This window comes from Kitasatospora sp. NPDC001119 (assembly GCF_053598475.1).
On record NZ_JBSFKI010000018.1, the window covers coordinates 163,525 to 181,848 of the forward strand.

Consider the following 18,324-nt stretch of genomic DNA (forward strand, 5'->3'; position numbering starts at 1 on the left):
GATCATGCGGTGACCTGGGAGGCTGTCGCCGTGTGGGGAACGGGGTGGGAGTGGGCGGCCGTCGCGACGGCCGCCGCGGCGGGCACGGCGGCCGGCTGGCTGGCGGTGGCGCTCGCCCGGGCGCGGCGGCTGCACCGGGCGGCCATCGGCGAGCGCGGCTGGCTGCTGGAACGGGAGCGGGAGAGCGCCGCCCGGACCGCCGTGGAGGCCGAACGGTCCCGGATCGCCGCCGAGTTGCACGACATCGTGAGCCACAACGTGAGCCTGATGGTGGTGCAGGCCGGGGCCGCGCGCGAGGTGCTGGCCACCATGCCCGCGGAGGCGGCGGCCGCGATGGCCGCGGTCGAGGCGGCCGGGCGGGACACGATGACCGAGCTGCGGCACCTGCTCGGCCTGCTGGCCCCCGCCGCGGACGGCAGCGACGAGCCCGCGCCGGACGGCTTCGCGCCGCAGCCCAGCCTGAGCCGGCTGAGCCCGCTGATCGACCGGTTCGCCTTCGCCGGGCTGCCGGTCGAGGTCCGGGTCTCGGGCGAGCCGAGGCCGCTGCCGGGCGGGATCGACGTGACGGCGTACCGGATCATCCAGGAGGCGCTGACCAATGCGCTCAAGCACGGGGACGGGGTGACGGCGGAGGTGACGGTGCGCTACGCGGACCACTACCTGCGGGTGGAGGTGCTCAACAGCGGTCCGAGCGTGCTCTCCGGGGCGGCCGCCGCGTCAGGGGGTCGGGCCGGACCGGACGGGCCGAGGCCGGACGGCGCCGGGCGCGGGCTGATCGGCCTGCGCGAGCGCGTCGCGGTGTACGGCGGGGACCTGGACGCCCGGCGCCGGCTCGGCGGCGGCTTCCGGGTCCGCGCCCGCATCCCGCTGGACCGGCCGTGACGGAGGAGAACGTGCCCCAGGACCAGGAGCGCCGCCCCCGGGTGGTGATCGCCGATGACCAGGAGCTGGTCCGCACCGGCTTCCGGATGATCCTCACCGCGCGCGGCATCGACGTGGTCGCCGAGGCCTCGGACGGCGCCGAGGCGGTGGCCGCCGCCGTCCTGCACCGCCCGGACGTGGCGCTGCTGGACATCCGGATGCCCGGCACGGACGGGCTGGAGGCCGCCCGGCGCATCCTGGCCCAGGTGCCCGGCTGCCGGGTGATCATGCTGACCACCTTCGACCTGGACCACTACGTCTACGCCGCGCTGTCCGCCGGGGCCAGCGGCTTCCTGCTCAAGGACGTCACCTCCGCCCACCTCGCCGCCGCCGTACGGCTGGTGGACACCGGGGACGCGCTGCTCGCCCCCTCGATCACCCGGCGCCTGGTCGAGCGGTTCGCGGCCGGCGCCCCGCGCCCGGCCCCGGGCGCCGACGGCCCGGCGCTGCACCGCGACCTCGCGCCGCTCACCCCGCGCGAGGCGGAGGTGCTGGCGCTGCTCGGGCGCGGGCTGTCCAACACCGAGCTGGCGCGCGAGCTGACGCTCAGCGAGTCGACGGTGAAGACCCACGTGGCCCGGATCTTCGCCAAGCTGAACCTGCGGGACCGGGCGCAGGCGGTGGTGCTCGCCTACGAGACCGGGCTGGTCGCGCCGGGCGGCGCCGACTGACCGTCAACTTCCCTTGACCTCATGCTGATTGGCATGAATATCAGCCCAATCTCACTCCTTGGAGTTAACTCTCTTCACCACGTTCTCCTTTTTGCCAGTTCATGGGGCACCATCTGCATGTCCACGCCCGAACGTGACCACCACCTCGGGCGCCACCCCCCGGCATGACGAGAACACTTGGACCGGCCCGTGACCACCACCGCCCCCGTGTGGGACTGCCCCTTCCACCACACCGACGGCCTGGAGTTCGACCCCCTCCTGAAGCGACTGCTCACCGAGGCCCCGGTCGCCAGGATCCGGCTGCCGCACGGCGAGGGCGAGGCCTGGCTGGCCACCCGCTACGAGGACGTCAAGGTGGTCACCAGCGACCGCCGGTTCAGCCGCGCCGCCGGCATCGGCCGCGACCTGCCCCGGATGACGCCCGCCCCGATCGCCCAGGCCGAGGCGATCAACCTGATGGACCCGCCCGCCCACAACCGGCTGCGCCGGCTCGTCGCCCAGGGCTTCACCAACCGCCAGGTCGAACGGATGCGCCCGGCCACCCAGCGGACCGTCGACGGCTACTTCGACGAGATGACCGAACACGGCGCCCCCGCCGACCTGATGCACTTCCTGGCCGGCCGCCTCCCCCTCACCACCATCTGCGAACTGCTGGGCATCCCCGCCGCCGACCGCGCCGAACTGCGCGGCCACGCCGTGGCGATGATGCGGATGGGCCCCGGCAGCCGGGACGGCCAGGAGGCCGCCAAGAGCGCGCTGCGCGACTACTTCACCGGGCTGACGGCCGAGCGCCGCGCCCACCCCGGCGAGGACCTGATCAGCGCCCTGGCCACCGCCCGCGACGGCGACGAACTGCTGGACCCGGACGAGCTGACCGTCATGGCGATGGTCCTGCTGGTCACCGGCCACGACACCAGCACCTACCAGCTCGGCAACCTCACCTACACCCTGCTCACCCACCCCGAGCAGCTCGCCAAACTGCGCGCCCGGCCCGAGACGCTGCCCCGCGCCCTGGAGGAGCTGCTGCGCTTCATCCCGTTCCGCCAGGGCGTCGGCATCGCCCGGGTCGCCACCGAGGACGTCGAACTGGGCGGCGTGCTGATCCGGGCCGGCGAGGCCGTGCACGTCTCCTACCTGACCGCCAACCGGGACCCGGCGGCCTACGAGCGCCCCGACGAACTCGACCTCGACCGCGACGCCGGGCCCGTCAACATGACCTTCGGGTACGGCCAGCACCGCTGCCTCGGCTCGCACCTGGCCCTGATGGAGCTGCAGGTCGCCATCGGCACCCTGCTGCGCCGCTTCCCCGGCCTGCGGCTGGCCGTCGAGCCGTCCGAACTCGACTGGAACTCCGGCTCGATCTGGCGCTTCCCGCGCACCCTGCCGGTGGCCTGGTAGCCGACTCCCCGCCTGCCGCCGCCACCCGTCACCACCACCCGCCGCCGCCCGCCGCCCACGGCTGCCGCGGCGTCCGCACCGCTCCACGCATCCACCATGCCTGCCACCAGGCCCCCAGGGGAGACCCGTACCCATGGCAACACTCTGCCGCCCCGCCATCGCCGTACCCGAGCACGTCATCACCCTCGACGAGACCCTCGCCCTGGCCCGCACCCTGCACGCCGACCACCCCCGACTCGGCCTGGCACTGCGGCTGATCGAGAACACCGGGGTGCGCACCCGGCACCTGGTCCAGCCGATCGAGCGGACCCTCGCCCACCCGGGCTTCACCGTCCGCAACGAGGTGTACGAGCGCGAGGCCAAGCGGCGCGTCCCCGAGGTGGTCGAACGCGCCCTCGCCCACGGCGAGTTGACCGCCCGGGACATCGACCTGATCGTCTACGTGTCCTGCACCGGCTTCATGATGCCGTCGATGACCGCCTGGCTGATCAACACCATGGGCTTCCGCTCCGACACCCGCCAGGTGCCGATCGCCCAGCTCGGCTGCGCGGCCGGCGGCGCCGCCGTCAACCGGGCGCACGACTTCTGCCGCGCCTACCCGGGCGCCAACGTGCTGATCGTCGCCTGCGAGTTCTGCTCGCTCTGCTACCAGCCGACCGACCTCGACGTCGGCTCGCTGCTCTCCAACGGGCTGTTCGGCGACGCGGTCGCCGCCGTGGTGATGCGCGGGAACGGCGGGCACGGCGTACAGGTCGAGCGCAACGGCTCGCACCTCGTCCCGCACACCGAGGACTGGATCTCATACGGGGTGAAGGACACCGGCTTCCACTTCCAGCTGGACCGGCGGGTACCCGGCACCATGGAGCTGCTCGCGCCCGCGCTGCGCGGCCTGGCCGGGGAGCACGGCTGGGACGTCTCCGGGCTCGGCTTCTACATCGTGCACGCGGGCGGCCCGCGCATCCTGGACGACCTCTGCCGCTTCCTCAACCTGGAGCCGGCCACCTTCCGCTACAGCCGGGCGACGCTCACCGAGCGCGGCAACATCGCCAGCGCCGTCGTCTTCGACGCCCTGGCCCGGCTGTTCGCCGACGGCGGCGTGCCCGAGGGCACCACCGGGCTGATCGCGGGCTTCGGACCGGGCATCACCGCCGAGATCTCGCTGGGCAGTTGGGTCGGCGCACCGGCCGAAGGGGCGCGTCCGCGCCGGCCGCGCGCCATCTCCACCTCCGACATCGCGCTCGTCCATCCGACCGTCCCCCGCCGTTTCCCGACCGGCACTACGATCTCCTGATGACCGATACCACGGAGCGCACCGACACCTCTGCCAGATCAGCCGAACTCGCCGCCCTGTTCCCGGCGTTGCACGCGCCGCAGTACTGGAGCTGGGGCCGCTTCGACGCGCAGTTCTCCACCGAGCCGCCGCCGGACGCCCTGGTCACCAACATCCACCTGGTCGGCTTCGCGGACGGTCAGGTCGTGCTCTGCCGGGACGACCGGGACCACTGGTTCCTGCCCGGCGGCACCCGGGAGCAGGACGAGGGCATCGTCGACTGCCTGGCCCGGGAGCTGCGCGAGGAGGCGGGCGCCCGGCTGCTCGGCGAGCCGCACTGGCTGGGCGCGCACCGCTGCCGCACCGAGGACCCGGTGCCGTACCGGCCGTGGCAGCCGCACCCGGAGAAGGCCTGGCTGTGGGGCTGGGGCGAGGTCGCGCTGGACTCCGCGCCGACCAACCCGGCGGACGGCGAGCAGGTGGTCGAGGTCCGTCCGGTGCCGCCCGCGGAGGCCCAGCGGCTGCTGCTGGCCGGGCACGACGCCTGGTGGGGCGAGCTGGTCGCGCTGGCGGTGGAGCTGCGCCGACGGGCCGGGCTGGGCTGAAACCGCTCCCCGCCGGGATATTCCCACTGGGACGGAAGACCACCGGAACAGCCGAACAGCAGCAGGCCATGTCCGTTTTGCGGTGATATGACTCGGCCATGGACACCAAACTGCTGGCCGTGGACTACCCGGCACTCCACATCTTCTGGACGATGCTGGAGCTGTTCCTCTGGATCCTCTGGTTCTTCCTGCTGTTCAAGATCATCACGGACATCTTCCGCAGCCACGACCTCGGCGGCTGGGCCAAGGCCGGCTGGCTGGTCCTGGTGATCATCCTGCCGCTGATCGGCGTCCTCGCCTACCTGATCGCCCGCGGGCAGTCGATGGGCAAGCGGGACGTCGAACAGGCGGAGCGGTCCGAGGCCGCGTTCAAGTCCTACATCCGGGACGCCGCCGGAACGGCACCGGCGGGCGGCGGAGGCGGTGGCGGCAGCCACGTCGACGACCTGGCGAAACTGGCGGCCCTGAAGGAGAAGGGCGCCATCTCCGACGAGGAGTACCAGAAGGCCAAGGACAAGCTCCTGGCCTGACCCGCACGGACGGCCGGGGCCGGTGGACGCACCGTGACGTCCACCGGCCCCGGCCGCTGCCGCTGTCGGGTTCCGGGTGCCGGTTCGGCTCCGCTCAGCCGCTCAGCGCCGCCCGGAGCGCCGGTCGCCGCGGCCGCCGTCGCCGCCACCGCCGGTCAGGCCCGCGCGGCGCAGCGCGTCCGCCATGGCGCTGTTGGCCGGCGCACCGCCGCCGGAGCCGCCGCGGTCACCGCCGCCGCCCTGACCGCCGCCGCGCCGGTCCTGGCCGCCGCGACCGCCCTGACCGCCCTGACCGCCCTGGCCGCCCTGGGCGGCGCCCCGGCGCTCCTGGCGCGGCGGGCGGGCCTGGCGGTCACCGCGGTCGCCGCGGTCCCCGCCGCGCTCGCGCCCGACCTCGTCGTCCAGCCGCAGGGTCAGCCCGATCCGCTTGCGCGGCACGTCCACCGTGAGCACCCGGACCTTGACGATGTCGCCGGGCTTGACCACCTCGCGCGGGTCCTTGACGAAGTTCCTCGACAGCGCCGAGACGTGCACCAGCCCGTCCTGGTGGACACCCACGTCCACGAAGGCGCCGAAGGCGGCGACATTGGTGACCACGCCCTCCAGCACCATGCCGACCTCCAGGTCGCCGATCTTGTCGACGCCCTCCTTGAAGGTCGCGGTGCGGAAGGCCGGGCGCGGGTCGCGGCCCGGCTTGTCCAGCTCGCCGAGGATGTCGGTGACGGTCGGCACGCCGAAGGTGTCGTCGGCGAAGTCCGCCGGGCGCAGCGCCCGCAGCCGCTCGCCGTTGCCGATCAGCTCGCGCAGCTCCCCGCCGGTCGCGGCCAGGATGCGGCGCACCACCGGGTAGGCCTCCGGGTGCACGCTGGAGGCGTCCAGCGGGTCCTCGCCGCCGGGGATGCGCAGGAAGCCCGCGCACTGCTCGAAGGCCTTGGGGCCCAGCCGGGAGACGTCCTTGAGCTGCCGGCGGGTGCGGAACGGGCCGTTGGCGTCGCGGTGCGCGACGATGTTGTCGGCCAGCGTGCCGGTGACCCCGGAGACCCGGGTGAGCAGCGGCGCCGAGGCGGTGTTGACGTCCACCCCGACGGCGTTGACGCAGTCCTCGACCACGGCGTCCAGCGAGCGGGAGAGCTTCACCTCGCTCAGGTCGTGCTGGTACTGGCCGACGCCGATCGACTTGGGGTCGATCTTGACCAGCTCGGCCAGCGGGTCCTGGAGCCGGCGGGCGATCGAGACCGCGCCGCGGATCGACACGTCCAGGTCCGGCAGCTCCTGCGAGGCGAACGCGGAGGCCGAGTAGACCGAGGCGCCGGCCTCGCTGACCATCGCCTTGGTGAGCTTCAGCTCGGGGTGGCGCCCCAGCAGGTCCTCGGCGAGCTTGTCGGTCTCCCGGGAGGCGGTGCCGTTGCCGATCGCGACCAGGTCGACGTCGTGCTTCTTCGCCAGGGCCGCCAGCGTCGCCAGGGCCGCGTCCCACTTGTTGGCGGGCTGGTGCGGGTAGATCGTGTCGTACGCGACGACCTTGCCGGTGGCGTCCACCACGGCGACCTTCACGCCGGTGCGGAAGCCCGGGTCCAGGCCCATGGTGGCGCGGGTGCCGGCCGGGGCGGCGAGCAGCAGGTCGCGCAGGTTCGCGGCGAAGACCCGCACCGCCTCCTCCTCGGCCTCGGCGCGCAGCCGGGCGCGCAGGTCGATGCCGAGCCGGACCAGCACGCGGGTGCGCCAGGCCCAGCGGACGGTGTCGCCCAGCCACTTGTCGGCCGGGCGGCCGCGGTCGGCGATGCCGAAGCGGGCGGCGATCCGCTGCTCGTAGTCGTTCTCGCCCGGAAGGTCGCCCTCGGACTCACCGTCGTACGGGGAGAGGTCGAGGTCGAGCACCTCCTCCTTCTCGCCGCGCAGCATCGCCAGGATGCGGTGCGAGGGGAGCCGGGTGTACGGCTCGGCGAAGTCGAAGTAGTCGGCGAACTTGGCGCCGTCGCCCTCCTTGCCGTCGCGGACCTTCGCGACCAGCCGGCCGCGGGTCCACATCCGCTCGCGCAGCGAGCCGACCAGGTCGGCGTCCTCGCCGAAGCGCTCGACCAGGATCGCCCGGGCGCCCTCCAGGGCCGCGGCGCCGTCCGCCACCGACTCGTTGAGGTACTGGGCGGCCAGCGCGGCCGGGTCCTGCCCCGGGTCGGCCAGCAGGGTGTCCGCCAGCGGCTCCAGGCCGGCCTCGCGGGCGATCTGCGCCTTGGTGCGCCGCTTCGGCTTGAACGGGAGGTAGATGTCCTCCAGGCGGGCCTTGGAGTCCGCGGCGAGCACCCGGGCGCGCAGCGCGTCGTCCAGCTTGCCCTGGGCCTCGATCGACTCCAGCACGGCCGCCCGACGGTCCTCCAGCTCGCGCAGGTAGCGCAGCCGTTCCTCCAGGGCACGCAGCTGGGCGTCGTCGAGGGAGCCGGTGACCTCCTTGCGGTAGCGGGCCACGAAGGGCACGGTCGAGCCGCCGTCGAGCAGATCGACGGCCGCCTTCACCTGCCCCTCGCGGACACCCAGCTCCTCGGCGATCTGCCGCTCGATCGCCTGCTGGGCCTGCCGGGCCACCTGTTCGACTGGCGTGGTCACGAAGCCGGTCACCTTCTCCATCAGTGCTTGCGCCGTACGCCCTGCATTCTGGCAGGTGCCGACGACACCGACCGGCCGCCCCCGGGACGGCCGGGCGTGGCGCGCGCCTCCGGCTGACGGCCCCGGGGCTCCACCGAGGCTTGAGCGGGGCCCAGTTGCGGCTTCCTAGGCTGGCGGGCATGGACACTCTGGATGCCGCCGCCGAGTTGGAGCGGCTCGCCGCCGCCAAGTACCTGCTGTTCACCACCTACCGGAGGAACGGCACTCCGGTCGCCACCCCGGTGTGGGTCGCGCGCGACGGGGACGCGCTGGTCTTCACCACCGTCACCAAGACCGGCAAGGTCAAGCGCCTGCGCAACCGTTCGGACGTGCTGGTCGGGCCCAGCGACATCCGCGGGAACCTGCTCGGCGCCCAGGTGCCGGCCGCCGCGGTGCTGGACCCCGACCGGGCGCCCGCCTACCGGAAGCTGCTGCGGCGCAAGTACGGCCTGCTGTGCGCGGTGGCGCTGACCGCCAACGTGCTGCGCTTCGGCAAGGGCGGCACCATCGGGGTGCGGGTCACCTTCGGGTGACCGTCGGGGCCGTCAGGGCCGTCAGGGCCGTCGCCGGGTGGCCGAAATCGCGCGTTCCGGTTCGAACGACCGTCGGAATGTGAGCAGTTCGGCAATCCGGCTGAACGGCGACGACCGGAGCTGTACGCTGCCGGGCATGTGCGCTGCCACCCGGATCCACCCCGACGGGCCGGTGGTCGACGCGGCCCTGGTGCGGCGGCTGATCGCCGCCCAGTTCCCGCAGTGGGAGCGCCTCCCGGTCACCCCCGCCGCCACCTCCGGGGCGGACAACGCGATGTTCCGCCTCGGGCCCGAACTCGCCGTCCGGCTGCCCCGGGTGGAGTGGGCCGCCGGGGGCCTGCGGCGGGAGCAGCAGTGGCTCTCCCGGCTGGCCCCGCGGCTGCCGCTGCCCGTCCCGGCACCGCTCGCGGTCGGCCGGCCCGCCGCCGGCTACCCGTGGGAGTGGTCCGTCCTGCACTGGCTGGACGGCGCCAACCCGGTCGTCCACGCCCTGGCCGCGCCCCAGGCGCTGGCCCGCGACCTGGCCGGCTTCGTCAACGCCCTGCGCGCCGTCGACCCGGCCGACGCCCCCGTCTCCCAGCGCAGCGTCCCGCTCGCCTCCCGCGACGGCGCCACCCGCGCGGCCATCGCCCAGCTCTCCGGCTCGATCGACACCGAGGCCGCGACCGCCCTGTGGGACAAGGCACTTCGACTGCCCGACTACGCCGGCCCGCCGGTCTGGCTGCACGGCGACCTCACCCCCGGCAACCTGCTGCTCACCGGCGCCGGCCGGCTCGCCGCCGTCATCGACTTCGCCCTGATGGGCGTCGGCGACCCGACCGCCGACCTGATCGCCGCCTGGAACCTGCTGCCCGCCACCGCCCGCCCCGCCTTCCGCGCCGCCGTCCACGCGGACGAGGCCATGTGGGCCCGCGGCCGCGCCTGGGCGTTCTCCCTCGCCCTGGTGACGATCCCGTACTACCGCCACACCGACCAGGCCCTGACCGCCAACGCCCGCCACGTCGTCCGCGAGGTCCTCGCCGACCGCGGCGTGTAGGGCAGGGCGGTGCCCGTCACCACTCCCGGGTCGCGATCAGCTCCGCGGAATCCGCGTCCGTGAACCCGTAGGCCAGCGCGACGGCCCAGAAGGCCTCGCCGATCTCCTCCCGCGCACACGTCTCGATCTCGCTCCCGGCCGCCTCGAACTCCGCCTCCAGGAGGTTGAACTCCTCCGTCGCGGCGTGGGTGAGCACGTACAGGGCCGCCAGGTCCGCCGGCCGCTCGGCCTCGATCCGCTCGCACAGCCGCACCAGGATCGCTTTGCCCCGGTCGAGGACGTGATCGGGGAAGTACGGGTCCTCGTACAGCCCTATCAGGAACTCGTGCTCCGCCACCCGCTGGTTCGTGATCGCCATGGTGCCCCTTCCGTCCCGCCGACGTGCCGACGTGCCGACGTGCCGATCGTGCCCGACGCCACTGACAGTCGACGGCGACCGGGCCGGGGCTGCGGCGCTTGACGTGCTGGTTAGAGTGCCGCGCATGACCACACGTCACATCGAGTTCGAGGCCCTGCACAACTTCCGCGACCTGGGCGGCTACCCGGGCGCCGGCGGGCGGTCCGTCCGGTGGGGGCTGGTGTACCGCTCCGACTCGCTCGGCAAGCTCGGCTCCCCCGCCGACCTGGACCGGCTCCGGGCGCTCGGCGTGCGGACCGTGATCGACCTCCGCTACCCCTGGGAGATCGCCGCCAAGGGCCGGGTGCCCGGGTTCGAGGGCCTGGAGTACCACAACCTCTCGATCGAGCACCGCCCGTACGACCAGGCCGAGATCGACCCGGAGGTCGACCCCTGGCGCCACCTCGCCGACCGCTTCGCCGAGGTCGCCGAGGACGGGGTGAAGGAGATCCGCCAGGCGCTGGACGTGATCACGGCCGCCGAGGCCCCGGTGGTCTTCCACTGCGCCTCCGGCAAGGACCGCACCGGGCTGATCGCTGCCCTGCTGCTCACCCTGCTCGGCGTCGGCGAGGACGACATCGCCGCCGACTTCGCCCTCACCGAGCTCGCCACCGCGCACTTCGTCGCCGAGTGGCACGCCGCCCACCCCGGCCGCACCCTGCGCTGGCCCGGCTACGGGCGCGCCCCGGAGGCCGTCATCCGGCTCACCCTCGCCGACCTCGCCGACCGCCACGGCTCGGTCGAGGCCTACCTCACCGGCGCCCTCGGCATCGACCGCGCGCACATCGACACCCTGCGCGCCCGCCTGCTGACCGACTGAGCCCCGCGCGGCAGGGGGCCGTTCGGCGCCGCCGCCGGTGCCGGAAGGGCCCGGGGGTGCGATAACCCGGTGGCGGCCGGGGGTGGTTGCGAAGGAGGATGCCGGGCATGACCGAGCAACCCGTGCGATGGACCGAGGCGACCGTCTACCCCGACATGTGGGCCGACCCGGACGACGACCCCCGCAACAGTGAGGGCCCGAGCCCGGACGGCGAACTCGCCACCCTCCAGGACTACCTGACGAACTACCGGCTGACCCTGCGGATGAAGTGCGACGGCCTGGCCCCGGAGCAGCTGGCCCGCCGCTCGGTGCCGCCGTCCACGATGTCGCTGCTCGGCCTGGTCCGGCACCTGGCCCGGGTGGAACGGGACTGGCGGAACTGGATCACCGACGGCGAGCCGCTGCCCAAGCTGTACGGCGGGCGGGACGCGGACTTCGACGGGGCCGTCGGCGAGCAGGCCGTGGTGGACGCCGCGTTCCACGACCTGGAGCGCGAACAGGCCGCGCTGGACGCCGCGTTGGCCGGGTACCAGGACCTGGGCGAGCGGGTCGGGAAGGACCGGCTCTCGATCCGGGAGCTGCAGGTGCACCGGATCGAGGAGTACGCCCGCCACTGCGGCCACGCCGACCTGCTGCGCGAGTGCGTGGACGGCCGGGTGGGCCAGTAGCGCCTCAGCGCCGGCGGCCGCTCCGACCGGGGCGGCCGCCGCCCTTGCCCGCACGGGGCCCGGCCCCGGCGCCCGCGGCGGGAGTCGGGGCGGTCTCGGGCCAGTGGGCGGGCCGGGTGAGGCCGGCCGGGAGGCGGGTGGTGGCGTCGCCGCGGGCGGCGTCGAGCTGGGCCTGGGTAAGGAAGAGGGCCGTGCTGAGGTCGGCGCCGGCCAGGGCGGCGTCCCGCAGGTCGGCGCCGACCAGGTCGGCGAGGCGCAGGTCCGCGCCGGAGAGGTCGGCCGCGACGAGCAGGGCGCCGCGCAGGTTGGCGCCCCGCAGGTCGGCGCCGCGCAGGCGGGCGCCGAAGAGGTCGGCGCCGCGGAGCTCGCGGCGGCGCGGGACGGCCGCGCGGACCAGTTCGCCGGCCCGCAGCAGCAGCTCGCTGACCCGCTGCCGGTGGGCCGGGACGTCGATGGCGAGGATCTCCTCGGGGGTGCCGCCGGCCAGCCGGTCGGTCTCCGCCAGCGCCTGCCGCAGTTCGTCGTGGACGGGCTGGGCGGGGGCGAAGGTGAGCGCCTCGGTGAGGTACCGGAGCAGCTCGTGCAGCTGCCGCACGACCGGGAAGACGTCGAACATCGCCTTGGCGCTGTCCGGCTCCTCGCGCCAGCTGCGGCCGCCGAAGGTCACCTGGGAGACCCGCTGCCCGGCGCCGAAGCAGTCGTAGACGGTGCAGCCCTGGAAGCCCTTGTCGCGCAGCCGCACGTGGATGCCGCAGCTGAAGTCGGTCTGGAGGTTGTGGCAGGGACTGCCGGCCTGCTTGTTCATGGCGAAGTCGGACCCGGCGGCGAACGGCAGGGCGACGCAGCAGAGCCCGAAGCAGCTGCCGCAGTCGGCCCGGAGCGCGGTCGGCTGCGGGGTCGGTGGCGGGGTCGGCGCGGCCGCCGTCTGGTCCTGCGGCGACTCGGTCTCGCGCACGTTCCGGGGTCCTTCCAGCAGCGGGGCGCCGGTCGGCGCGGTGAACCCCGGAATCCTACTGGGCAGACGACCCTCGGCGCCGGTAAGCTTCCCAGCGCAGTAGAGACCATTACACACGGGGGTGGGCGCCATGCGGGAACCGGACATCAGGGAACTGGTCCGGATGTGGATCTCGGGCTGGGCCGTCTCGCGCGGCTCCGCCGAGCCGGTGGACCAGCCCTGGGGCTGGAGCATCGACGTCGGCGCGCCGGTCGGCGAGGTCGGCCGGCACGTGCTGCCGGAGCCGACCGAGGCCGAGGTCCGCAAGCTCGGCGAGACCGTCACCGCGCCGACCACCTGGCTGAAGCTGTTCGCCGAGGACGCCACCGTGCGCCCCTGGCTGGACGAACGGTGGCGGCTGGACGCGCCGGGCTTCCTGATGAGCGTCCCGCTCCTCCCCGAGCGGCCCGAGGCCCCGGCCGGGTACACCGTGACCACCTGGGAGCGGGGCGGGATCCTCCGGGTGCTGGTGCGCACCGGGGACGGGCACCTCGCCGCCCGCGGCCAGGCGGGCCTGGCCGGCCCCGTGGCCGTACCGGACCAGATCACCACCGCGCCGGAGCACCGCCGCCGGGGCCTGGGCGCCCTGGTGATGCGGACGCTCCAGTCCGCCGCGCACGAGCGGGGCGCGCGCACCGGCGTGCTGGTCGGCACCCCGGAGGGGCAGGCGCTCTACACGGCGCTCGGCTGGACCACCCACGCCCCGATGGCGAGCCTGGTCCTCGACGCGCCGGGCGTCTACGACACCGAGTAGGCCGGGGCCCGTGGCACCCGGGCGACGGGCCTCAGCGGTACGGCAGCAGCTCCGGCCGCTTCGCCGGGCGGCCGTCGCCGGAGGAGCGGCCGGTGAGACGGCGGCCGATCCACGGGCCGACGTGGGTGCCCAGCCAGCGGGCGTCCTCGCGCAGCCGCTCGGCGCGGCCGGCCGGGGCGGCGGCGGGCAGCGGGGCGCGCCAGTCGAAGGCGGCGGGGCGGCCGAGCGCCTCCAGCACGCCCTCGGCGACCCGGCGGTGCCCCTCGGGCGACAGGTGCAGGCGGTCCTCGGCCCACAGCCGGCGGTCGTCGAAGCAGGGCGCGGAGAACAGGTCGACCACGACGAAGCCGTCCTGCCGGCCCAGTTCCTGGACGAAGGCCTTCATCCGCAGGATCGCGGGCAGCAGCCGGGCGCCGCCCGCCATCCTGCGGGTCGGGTCGGTGCTGGTGAACAGCACGACGGTCGCGCCGGTGGCGCGCAGCCCGTCGGCGCAGCGGCCGAGCAGCCGCTCGACGGCGTCGATGTCGCAGCCGGGGCGCAGCACGTCGTTGAGGCCGCCGGCCAGGGTGACCAGCTCGGCGCCCATCGCGGCGGCGGGGGCGAGCTGCTCGTCGTGGATCTGGCCGATGAGCTTGCCGCGGACGGCGAGGTTGGCGTACCGGAAGCCGGTGCCCGCGGACTCCGGCTCGGCGTGCTCAGCGTGCTCAGAGCGTTCGGCGTGCTCAGAGCCTTCGGCGTGCCCAGAGCGTTCGGCGTGCTCCGCGTGCTCGGCGGCCAGTGCCGAGGCGACCCGGTCGGCCCAGCCCCGGTAGTGGCCGTCCGGCAGCAGGTCGTCGCACATGCCCTCGGTGAAGGAGTCGCCGACGGCGACGTAGCTGCGGTAGGGGGTGGGCACGGGCTGGCCTCCGCTCTCCCGGGATGACTCCGGCGGTTCGACGATCCGACGATCGTACGTGCGTGCCCGTCCGGAACCACAGCGGGCCCCGGTGGCTCCGACGGACCCCCGGTGAACCCCGACGGACCTCGGCGAACCTCGGCGCTCATCGCACGCCGATCGTTCGTTTATCGGCCCGGGCCATCCTGAGCCCACGGGGCGGCGGTCGGCGACGGGGGCCTTGCCGCCGCCCCAACCAGGCCACCATGCCCGCCGCAGGCACCGCGCCCGCCGCGACGGTCAGCCCGTCACGGCCACCGCCTCCTCGCCGGCCTCCTCGCCCGCCTTCCGGGGCGTGAACCAGTGCTCGCGCACGGCGTCGGTCGGCCGCTGCTCGCCGAGGGCGGCCAGGCCCCACTCCCCCAGCGCCTCGACGACCGGCCGCAGTTCGCGGCCGCGTCCGGTCAGCTCGTAGACGGTCGCGTTGGCGGGCCGCTCCAGTCGGCGGCGGGCGATCAGTCCGTCGCCCTCCAGCTGCTTGAGCCGGGCGGCCAGGATGTCGGTGGAGACGCCGGGCAGGTCGGCGTGCAGGTCGGTGTAGCGGCGCGGGCCGCCGAGGAGCTCACGGACGATCAGGAGGCTCCAGCGCTCCCCCACCGCGTCCAGGGCGCGGGCGACGGCGCAGTACTGGTCGTAGCTTCGGCGTGACATGCGGATCAGCATAGCCAAGAGGTTGGACTTTCCAAGTACTCACTTGGTAGAACAAAGCTGAAGCAACGGAGCGGTGGTGACGGTCGGGAGGCCGCAGATGGAGTTTCGACAGTCCAGCAAGCTCAATGACGTGTGCTACGAGATCCGGGGCCCGGTGGTCGACCAGGCCAACGCCCTGGAGGAGGCCGGGCACAGCGTGCTGCGGCTGAACACCGGCAACCCCGCCCCCTTCGGCTTCGAGGCGCCCGAGGAGATCCTCCAGGACATCATCCGCAACCTGCCCAAGGCGCACGGCTACAGCGACTCGCGCGGCATCCTGCCGGCCCGTCGCGCGGTGGTGCAGTACTACCAGCAGCGCGGGGTCGAGGGCGTCACCGTCAACGACGTCTACCTCGGCAACGGCGTCTCCGAGCTGATCCAGATGGCCGTCACCGCGCTCGTGGACGACGGCGACGAGGTGCTCGTGCCGATGCCCGACTACCCGCTCTGGACGGCCGTGGTCCGGCTGGCCGGCGGCAAGGCCGTGCACTACCTGTGCGACGAGCAGGCCGAGTGGTACCCGGACCTGGACGACATCGCCGCCAAGATCACCGCCCGCACCAAGGCGATCGTCGTCATCAACCCCAACAACCCCACCGGCGCGGTCTACCCGAAGGAACTGCTGGAGGGCATCCTCGACCTGGCCCGCCGCCACCACCTGATGGTGCTGGCCGACGAGATCTACGACAAGATCCTCTACGACGACACCGAGCACCACTGCCTGGCCGCCCTGGCCGACGACGTCCTCACCCTCACCTTCAACGGCCTCTCCAAGGCCTACCGGGTGGCCGGCTTCCGCAGCGGCTGGCTGGTCGTCTCCGGGCCCCGGCAGCACGCCACCGACTACCTGGAGGGCCTGACCATGCTCTCCGGCATGCGGCTGTGCCCCAACGTGCCCGCCCAGTACGCCGTGCAGGCCGCGCTCGGCGGCCACCAGTCCATCAACGACCTGGTGCTGCCCGGCGGCCGGCTCACCGAGCAGCGCGACATCGCGGTCAAGGCGCTCAACGAGATCCCCGGCGTCAGCTGCGTCAAGCCCAAGGGCGCGCTGTACGCCTTCGCCAGGCTGGACCCGGCGGTGCACCGGATCGTCGACGACGAGCGGTTCGTGCTGGACCTGCTGCTGCGCGAGAAGATCCACGTCGTCCAGGGCACCGGCTTCAACTGGCCCCGCCCGGACCACTTCCGCTTCGTCACCCTGCCCCGGGCCGACGACCTGGAGACGGCCATCAACCGGATCGGGCGCTTCCTCGCGACGTACCGGCAGAGCTGACCGCCTAGGCTCTGGGTCGTGACCGTCCTGCGCTCCATCGCCCTGTTCGTCCTCGCCGCCCTCGCCGAGATCGGCGGCTGCTGGCTGGTCTGGCAGAGCGTGCGCGAGCAACGGCCGTGGTGGCTGGCCGGGGTGGGCGTGGTGGTGCTCGGCGCGTACGGCTTCGTCGCGGCCCTGCAGCCGGACAGCCACTTCGGCCGGGTGCTGGCCGCGTACGGCGGGGTGTTCGTGGCCGGCTCGCTGCTGTGGGGCATGGCCGTGGACGGCTTCCGGCCGACCCGCTACGACGTGCTGGGCGCGCTGATCTGCCTGGCCGGGGTCGCCGTCATCATGTACGGCCCCCGGCGCTGAACGCACCGGTGCCCCGGTGTCGGACCCATCTCCGACACCGGGGCACCGTCACGACCGCCGGGCCCCGTCGTCCTCGCCGGGGCACCGTCGCGACCGGCGGGGACTACCAGCCCCAGCCGCCGCCCTGGCCGTCGTCGTCCCGGTCCGAGTCCCAGCCCTCGCCGACCGTGCGCAGGATCGTGTAGTTGTCGATCTGCGTGCCGTCCTCGGCCAGCGCGGTGACCTTCATGACCGACTTCTGGCCCAGGTGCTTCGGGGTGACGTCGACCTTGATGAAGGAGTAGCCGGTGTAGCGCACCCGCGACCACTGGATGGTCTCGGGGGTCTTCACCTTGCCCTTGCTCCAGTAGTAGGTCTTGACCTCGTCCTGGTGGTTCTCGTGCCCCTCGTAGGTGTCCGGCACGTCGAACTTGTACAGGCTGCGGCCGGCCGCGCCCGCGGTGACGTAGACCACGCCGTCCTTGGCCGGCTCGATGGTGGCGCCGCTCGGCACCTGCTTCGAGACCTTGTTGCCGAGGATCGCGTCGGTGCGCTCGTAGATGTGGTTGTGGCCGTTGATGACCAGGTCCACCCGGTACTTCTCGAACAGCGGCACCCAGGCCTCGCGGACACCGCCCTCGGAGGCGTGCGCGACGGTGGTGGAGAAGGCGCAGTGGTGGAAGAAGACCACGACGAAGTCGATGGTCTCGTCGTTGCGCAGGTCCTTGAGGGTGCGCTCCAGCCACTTGGTCTGCTTGTTCGCCGAGATGCCCAGGTTGGCCGGGATCTCGTAGGAGACGTCGTTGGCGTCCAGCGAGATGACGCCGACGTTCTTGTAGCGGAAGGTGTAGACGCCGGGGACCTGGCGCGGGTCCGGGCCGTTGTTCGGCAGGAAGAAGCGGGCGTTCTCGCCGCCGTAGCCGTTCGGCGAGTACCAGGCCTCGATGTCGTGGTTGCCGTACGCGACCATCCACGGGATCTCGGCGGCGACCGTCTCGGTCTGCACCAGGAAGTCGTCCCAGGTCTTCGCGTTGAAGACGGACTTGTCCGGGTCGGTGCCGGAACCGGCCGGGTCGGCGTAGCAGATGTCGCCGGCGTGCAGGTGGAAGGCCGGGTTCTGGGCCTTGATGATGTGGTCGTTGCCGGCCGCGTGCGCGCTGACGCCCTGGTCGCCGAAGGCGGTGAAGGTGAACGGCTCGTACACCTTGCCCCAGCGGTGGTCGCGGGACGGCGCGGTGCGGAAGGTGTGCAGGGTGGAGATCTGCTGCTGCGCGGCCGGGTCGAAGCCCTCGTGGCCGACACCGTAGTAGTAGGTGGTGTCGGGGCGCAGGTCCTCCAGCGCCACGTGCAGGTAGTACTGGTCCACCGGCTGGCTGTTCGGGGTCAGCGCCGGGGTGTGCAGGGCGCGGACCTCGGCCTGGACCTTGTGGCTCAGCTCCCACGGGGTCTTGCCGAAGCGCAGGAACGGCTTCTTGACCGGGGCCGGGACCTGCCAGGAGATGCGGAACTGGGTGTCCGGCTCCGGGCCGAACTGGAGGTGACGGCCGATCGGCGCGACCAGCGAGCCGTCGATGCCACTGGTCGTGCCACCGGTCAGCAGCTGCGGGCCGGCCGGGGCGGCGAAGGCCGTGCCGCTGCCCAGCGCGCCACCGACGGCGACGGCGCCCACGGTCACGGCACCGGCGCGCAGCATCCGGCGGCGGGAGAAGCGGGCCCGCAGGTACTCGTGCTGCTCGGCCATGCTCATGCGGTCGGCAAGCTTGGCCGGCACGCCCATGTTGGGGATATCCATGCGCGGGACTCTTCCAGCGGCGCGTTGATCGCGCACGGACGCCGGGTGAACGGGTCGCAGCGTACCGC

The 18,324-nt window shown here is 73.5% G+C and carries 18 protein-coding genes and 1 pseudogene; 13 read left to right on the plus strand and 6 right to left on the minus strand.

Annotation, left to right across the window (positions count from 1 at the left end):
- Positions 1 to 9: 9 nt before the first annotated feature.
- The 6 genes from ACWDD9_RS23170 (at position 10) to ACWDD9_RS23195 (ending at position 5,395) form a co-directional block, all read left to right on the plus strand.
- Positions 10 to 882: a sensor histidine kinase gene (locus tag ACWDD9_RS23170; protein WP_449812565.1), complete on the plus strand. Its 873-nt coding sequence runs from the start codon at positions 10 to 12 to the stop codon at positions 880 to 882.
- An 11-nt stretch (positions 883 to 893) separates the two neighbouring features.
- Entirely contained in the window at positions 894 to 1,592 is a 699-nt protein-coding gene (locus ACWDD9_RS23175; RefSeq protein WP_255357472.1) for a response regulator, read from the plus strand.
- Between the two features lie 189 nt (positions 1,593 to 1,781).
- Positions 1,782 to 2,990 (plus strand): cytochrome P450, encoded by a 1,209-nt coding sequence (locus ACWDD9_RS23180; RefSeq protein WP_049658807.1) that lies wholly within the window; start codon positions 1,782 to 1,784, stop codon positions 2,988 to 2,990.
- A gap of 133 nt (positions 2,991 to 3,123) precedes the next feature.
- Positions 3,124 to 4,281 carry a type III polyketide synthase gene (locus tag ACWDD9_RS23185; RefSeq protein WP_380743824.1) on the plus strand — a complete coding sequence of 386 codons (1,158 nt, stop codon included), beginning with the start codon at positions 3,124 to 3,126 and terminating at the stop codon, positions 4,279 to 4,281.
- Positions 4,281 to 4,865, plus strand: a complete 585-nt coding sequence (locus ACWDD9_RS23190) for an NUDIX hydrolase (RefSeq protein WP_082346158.1) — start codon at positions 4,281 to 4,283, stop codon at positions 4,863 to 4,865. Before ACWDD9_RS23185 ends, ACWDD9_RS23190 begins: the two co-directional genes overlap by 1 nt.
- A 98-nt stretch (positions 4,866 to 4,963) precedes the next feature.
- The gene (locus ACWDD9_RS23195; RefSeq protein ID WP_074002217.1) at positions 4,964 to 5,395 is read left to right on the plus strand and encodes an SHOCT domain-containing protein; all 432 of its coding nucleotides are present in this window, start codon (positions 4,964 to 4,966) and stop codon (positions 5,393 to 5,395) included.
- Positions 5,396 to 5,497: 102 nt separating this feature from the next.
- Here ACWDD9_RS23195 and ACWDD9_RS23200 read toward each other — a convergent pair whose 3' ends face one another.
- On the minus strand, positions 5,498 to 7,996 hold the full coding sequence (locus tag ACWDD9_RS23200) for a Tex family protein (protein WP_449812566.1): 2,499 nt from the start codon (positions 7,994 to 7,996) through the stop codon (positions 5,498 to 5,500).
- 179 nt (positions 7,997 to 8,175) lie between these two features.
- Between ACWDD9_RS23200 and ACWDD9_RS23205 the strand changes: the two genes are divergently transcribed.
- Both ACWDD9_RS23205 and ACWDD9_RS23210 read left to right on the plus strand, forming a co-directional pair.
- Positions 8,176 to 8,568, plus strand: a complete 393-nt coding sequence (locus ACWDD9_RS23205) for a PPOX class F420-dependent oxidoreductase (protein ID WP_049658162.1) — start codon at positions 8,176 to 8,178, stop codon at positions 8,566 to 8,568.
- Positions 8,569 to 8,704: 136 nt separating this feature from the next.
- Positions 8,705 to 9,604, plus strand: a complete 900-nt coding sequence (locus tag ACWDD9_RS23210; RefSeq protein ID WP_449812567.1) for an aminoglycoside phosphotransferase family protein — start codon at positions 8,705 to 8,707, stop codon at positions 9,602 to 9,604.
- Between the two features lie 16 nt (positions 9,605 to 9,620).
- On the opposite strand, the gene ACWDD9_RS23215 is transcribed toward ACWDD9_RS23210, so the two are convergent.
- On the minus strand, positions 9,621 to 9,962 hold the full coding sequence (locus ACWDD9_RS23215) for a DUF5713 family protein (protein ID WP_117487305.1): 342 nt from the start codon (positions 9,960 to 9,962) through the stop codon (positions 9,621 to 9,623).
- A 124-nt stretch (positions 9,963 to 10,086) separates the two neighbouring features.
- Here ACWDD9_RS23215 and ACWDD9_RS23220 point away from each other — a divergent pair, with 124 nt between their 5' ends.
- A complete protein-coding gene (locus ACWDD9_RS23220; protein ID WP_449812568.1) occupies positions 10,087 to 10,821 on the plus strand; it encodes a tyrosine-protein phosphatase in 735 nt (244 codons plus the stop codon).
- Positions 10,822 to 10,928: 107 nt separating this feature from the next.
- Positions 10,929 to 11,489, plus strand: a complete 561-nt coding sequence (locus tag ACWDD9_RS23225) for a DinB family protein (RefSeq protein ID WP_079272064.1) — start codon at positions 10,929 to 10,931, stop codon at positions 11,487 to 11,489.
- A gap of 4 nt (positions 11,490 to 11,493) precedes the next feature.
- On the opposite strand, the gene ACWDD9_RS23230 is transcribed toward ACWDD9_RS23225, so the two are convergent.
- Positions 11,494 to 12,444, minus strand: a complete 951-nt coding sequence (locus tag ACWDD9_RS23230) for a pentapeptide repeat-containing protein (protein WP_449812569.1) — start codon at positions 12,442 to 12,444, stop codon at positions 11,494 to 11,496.
- Between the two features lie 130 nt (positions 12,445 to 12,574).
- Here ACWDD9_RS23230 and ACWDD9_RS23235 point away from each other — a divergent pair, with 130 nt between their 5' ends.
- Positions 12,575 to 13,237: a GNAT family N-acetyltransferase gene (locus tag ACWDD9_RS23235; RefSeq protein WP_449812570.1), complete on the plus strand. Its 663-nt coding sequence runs from the start codon at positions 12,575 to 12,577 to the stop codon at positions 13,235 to 13,237.
- 31 nt (positions 13,238 to 13,268) lie between these two features.
- On the opposite strand, the gene ACWDD9_RS23240 is transcribed toward ACWDD9_RS23235, so the two are convergent.
- A complete protein-coding gene (locus ACWDD9_RS23240) occupies positions 13,269 to 14,132 on the minus strand; it encodes an SGNH/GDSL hydrolase family protein (RefSeq protein ID WP_449812571.1) in 864 nt (287 codons plus the stop codon).
- Between the two features lie 336 nt (positions 14,133 to 14,468).
- Positions 14,469 to 14,822, minus strand: a pseudogene (locus tag ACWDD9_RS23245) (winged helix-turn-helix transcriptional regulator); the annotation flags it as partial.
- Positions 14,823 to 14,919: 97 nt separating this feature from the next.
- Between ACWDD9_RS23245 and ACWDD9_RS23250 the strand changes: the two are divergent.
- Positions 14,920 to 16,134 carry a pyridoxal phosphate-dependent aminotransferase gene (locus ACWDD9_RS23250; protein WP_049652769.1) on the plus strand — a complete coding sequence of 405 codons (1,215 nt, stop codon included), beginning with the start codon at positions 14,920 to 14,922 and terminating at the stop codon, positions 16,132 to 16,134.
- Positions 16,135 to 16,152: 18 nt separating this feature from the next.
- The gene (locus ACWDD9_RS23255; RefSeq protein ID WP_380663970.1) at positions 16,153 to 16,485 is read left to right on the plus strand and encodes a YnfA family protein; all 333 of its coding nucleotides are present in this window, start codon (positions 16,153 to 16,155) and stop codon (positions 16,483 to 16,485) included.
- Between the two features lie 103 nt (positions 16,486 to 16,588).
- Here the strand turns inward: ACWDD9_RS23255 and ACWDD9_RS23260 are convergent, their stop codons facing one another.
- On the minus strand, positions 16,589 to 18,256 hold the full coding sequence (locus ACWDD9_RS23260) for a purple acid phosphatase family protein (protein ID WP_079272061.1): 1,668 nt from the start codon (positions 18,254 to 18,256) through the stop codon (positions 16,589 to 16,591).
- Positions 18,257 to 18,324: the final 68 nt, after the last annotated feature.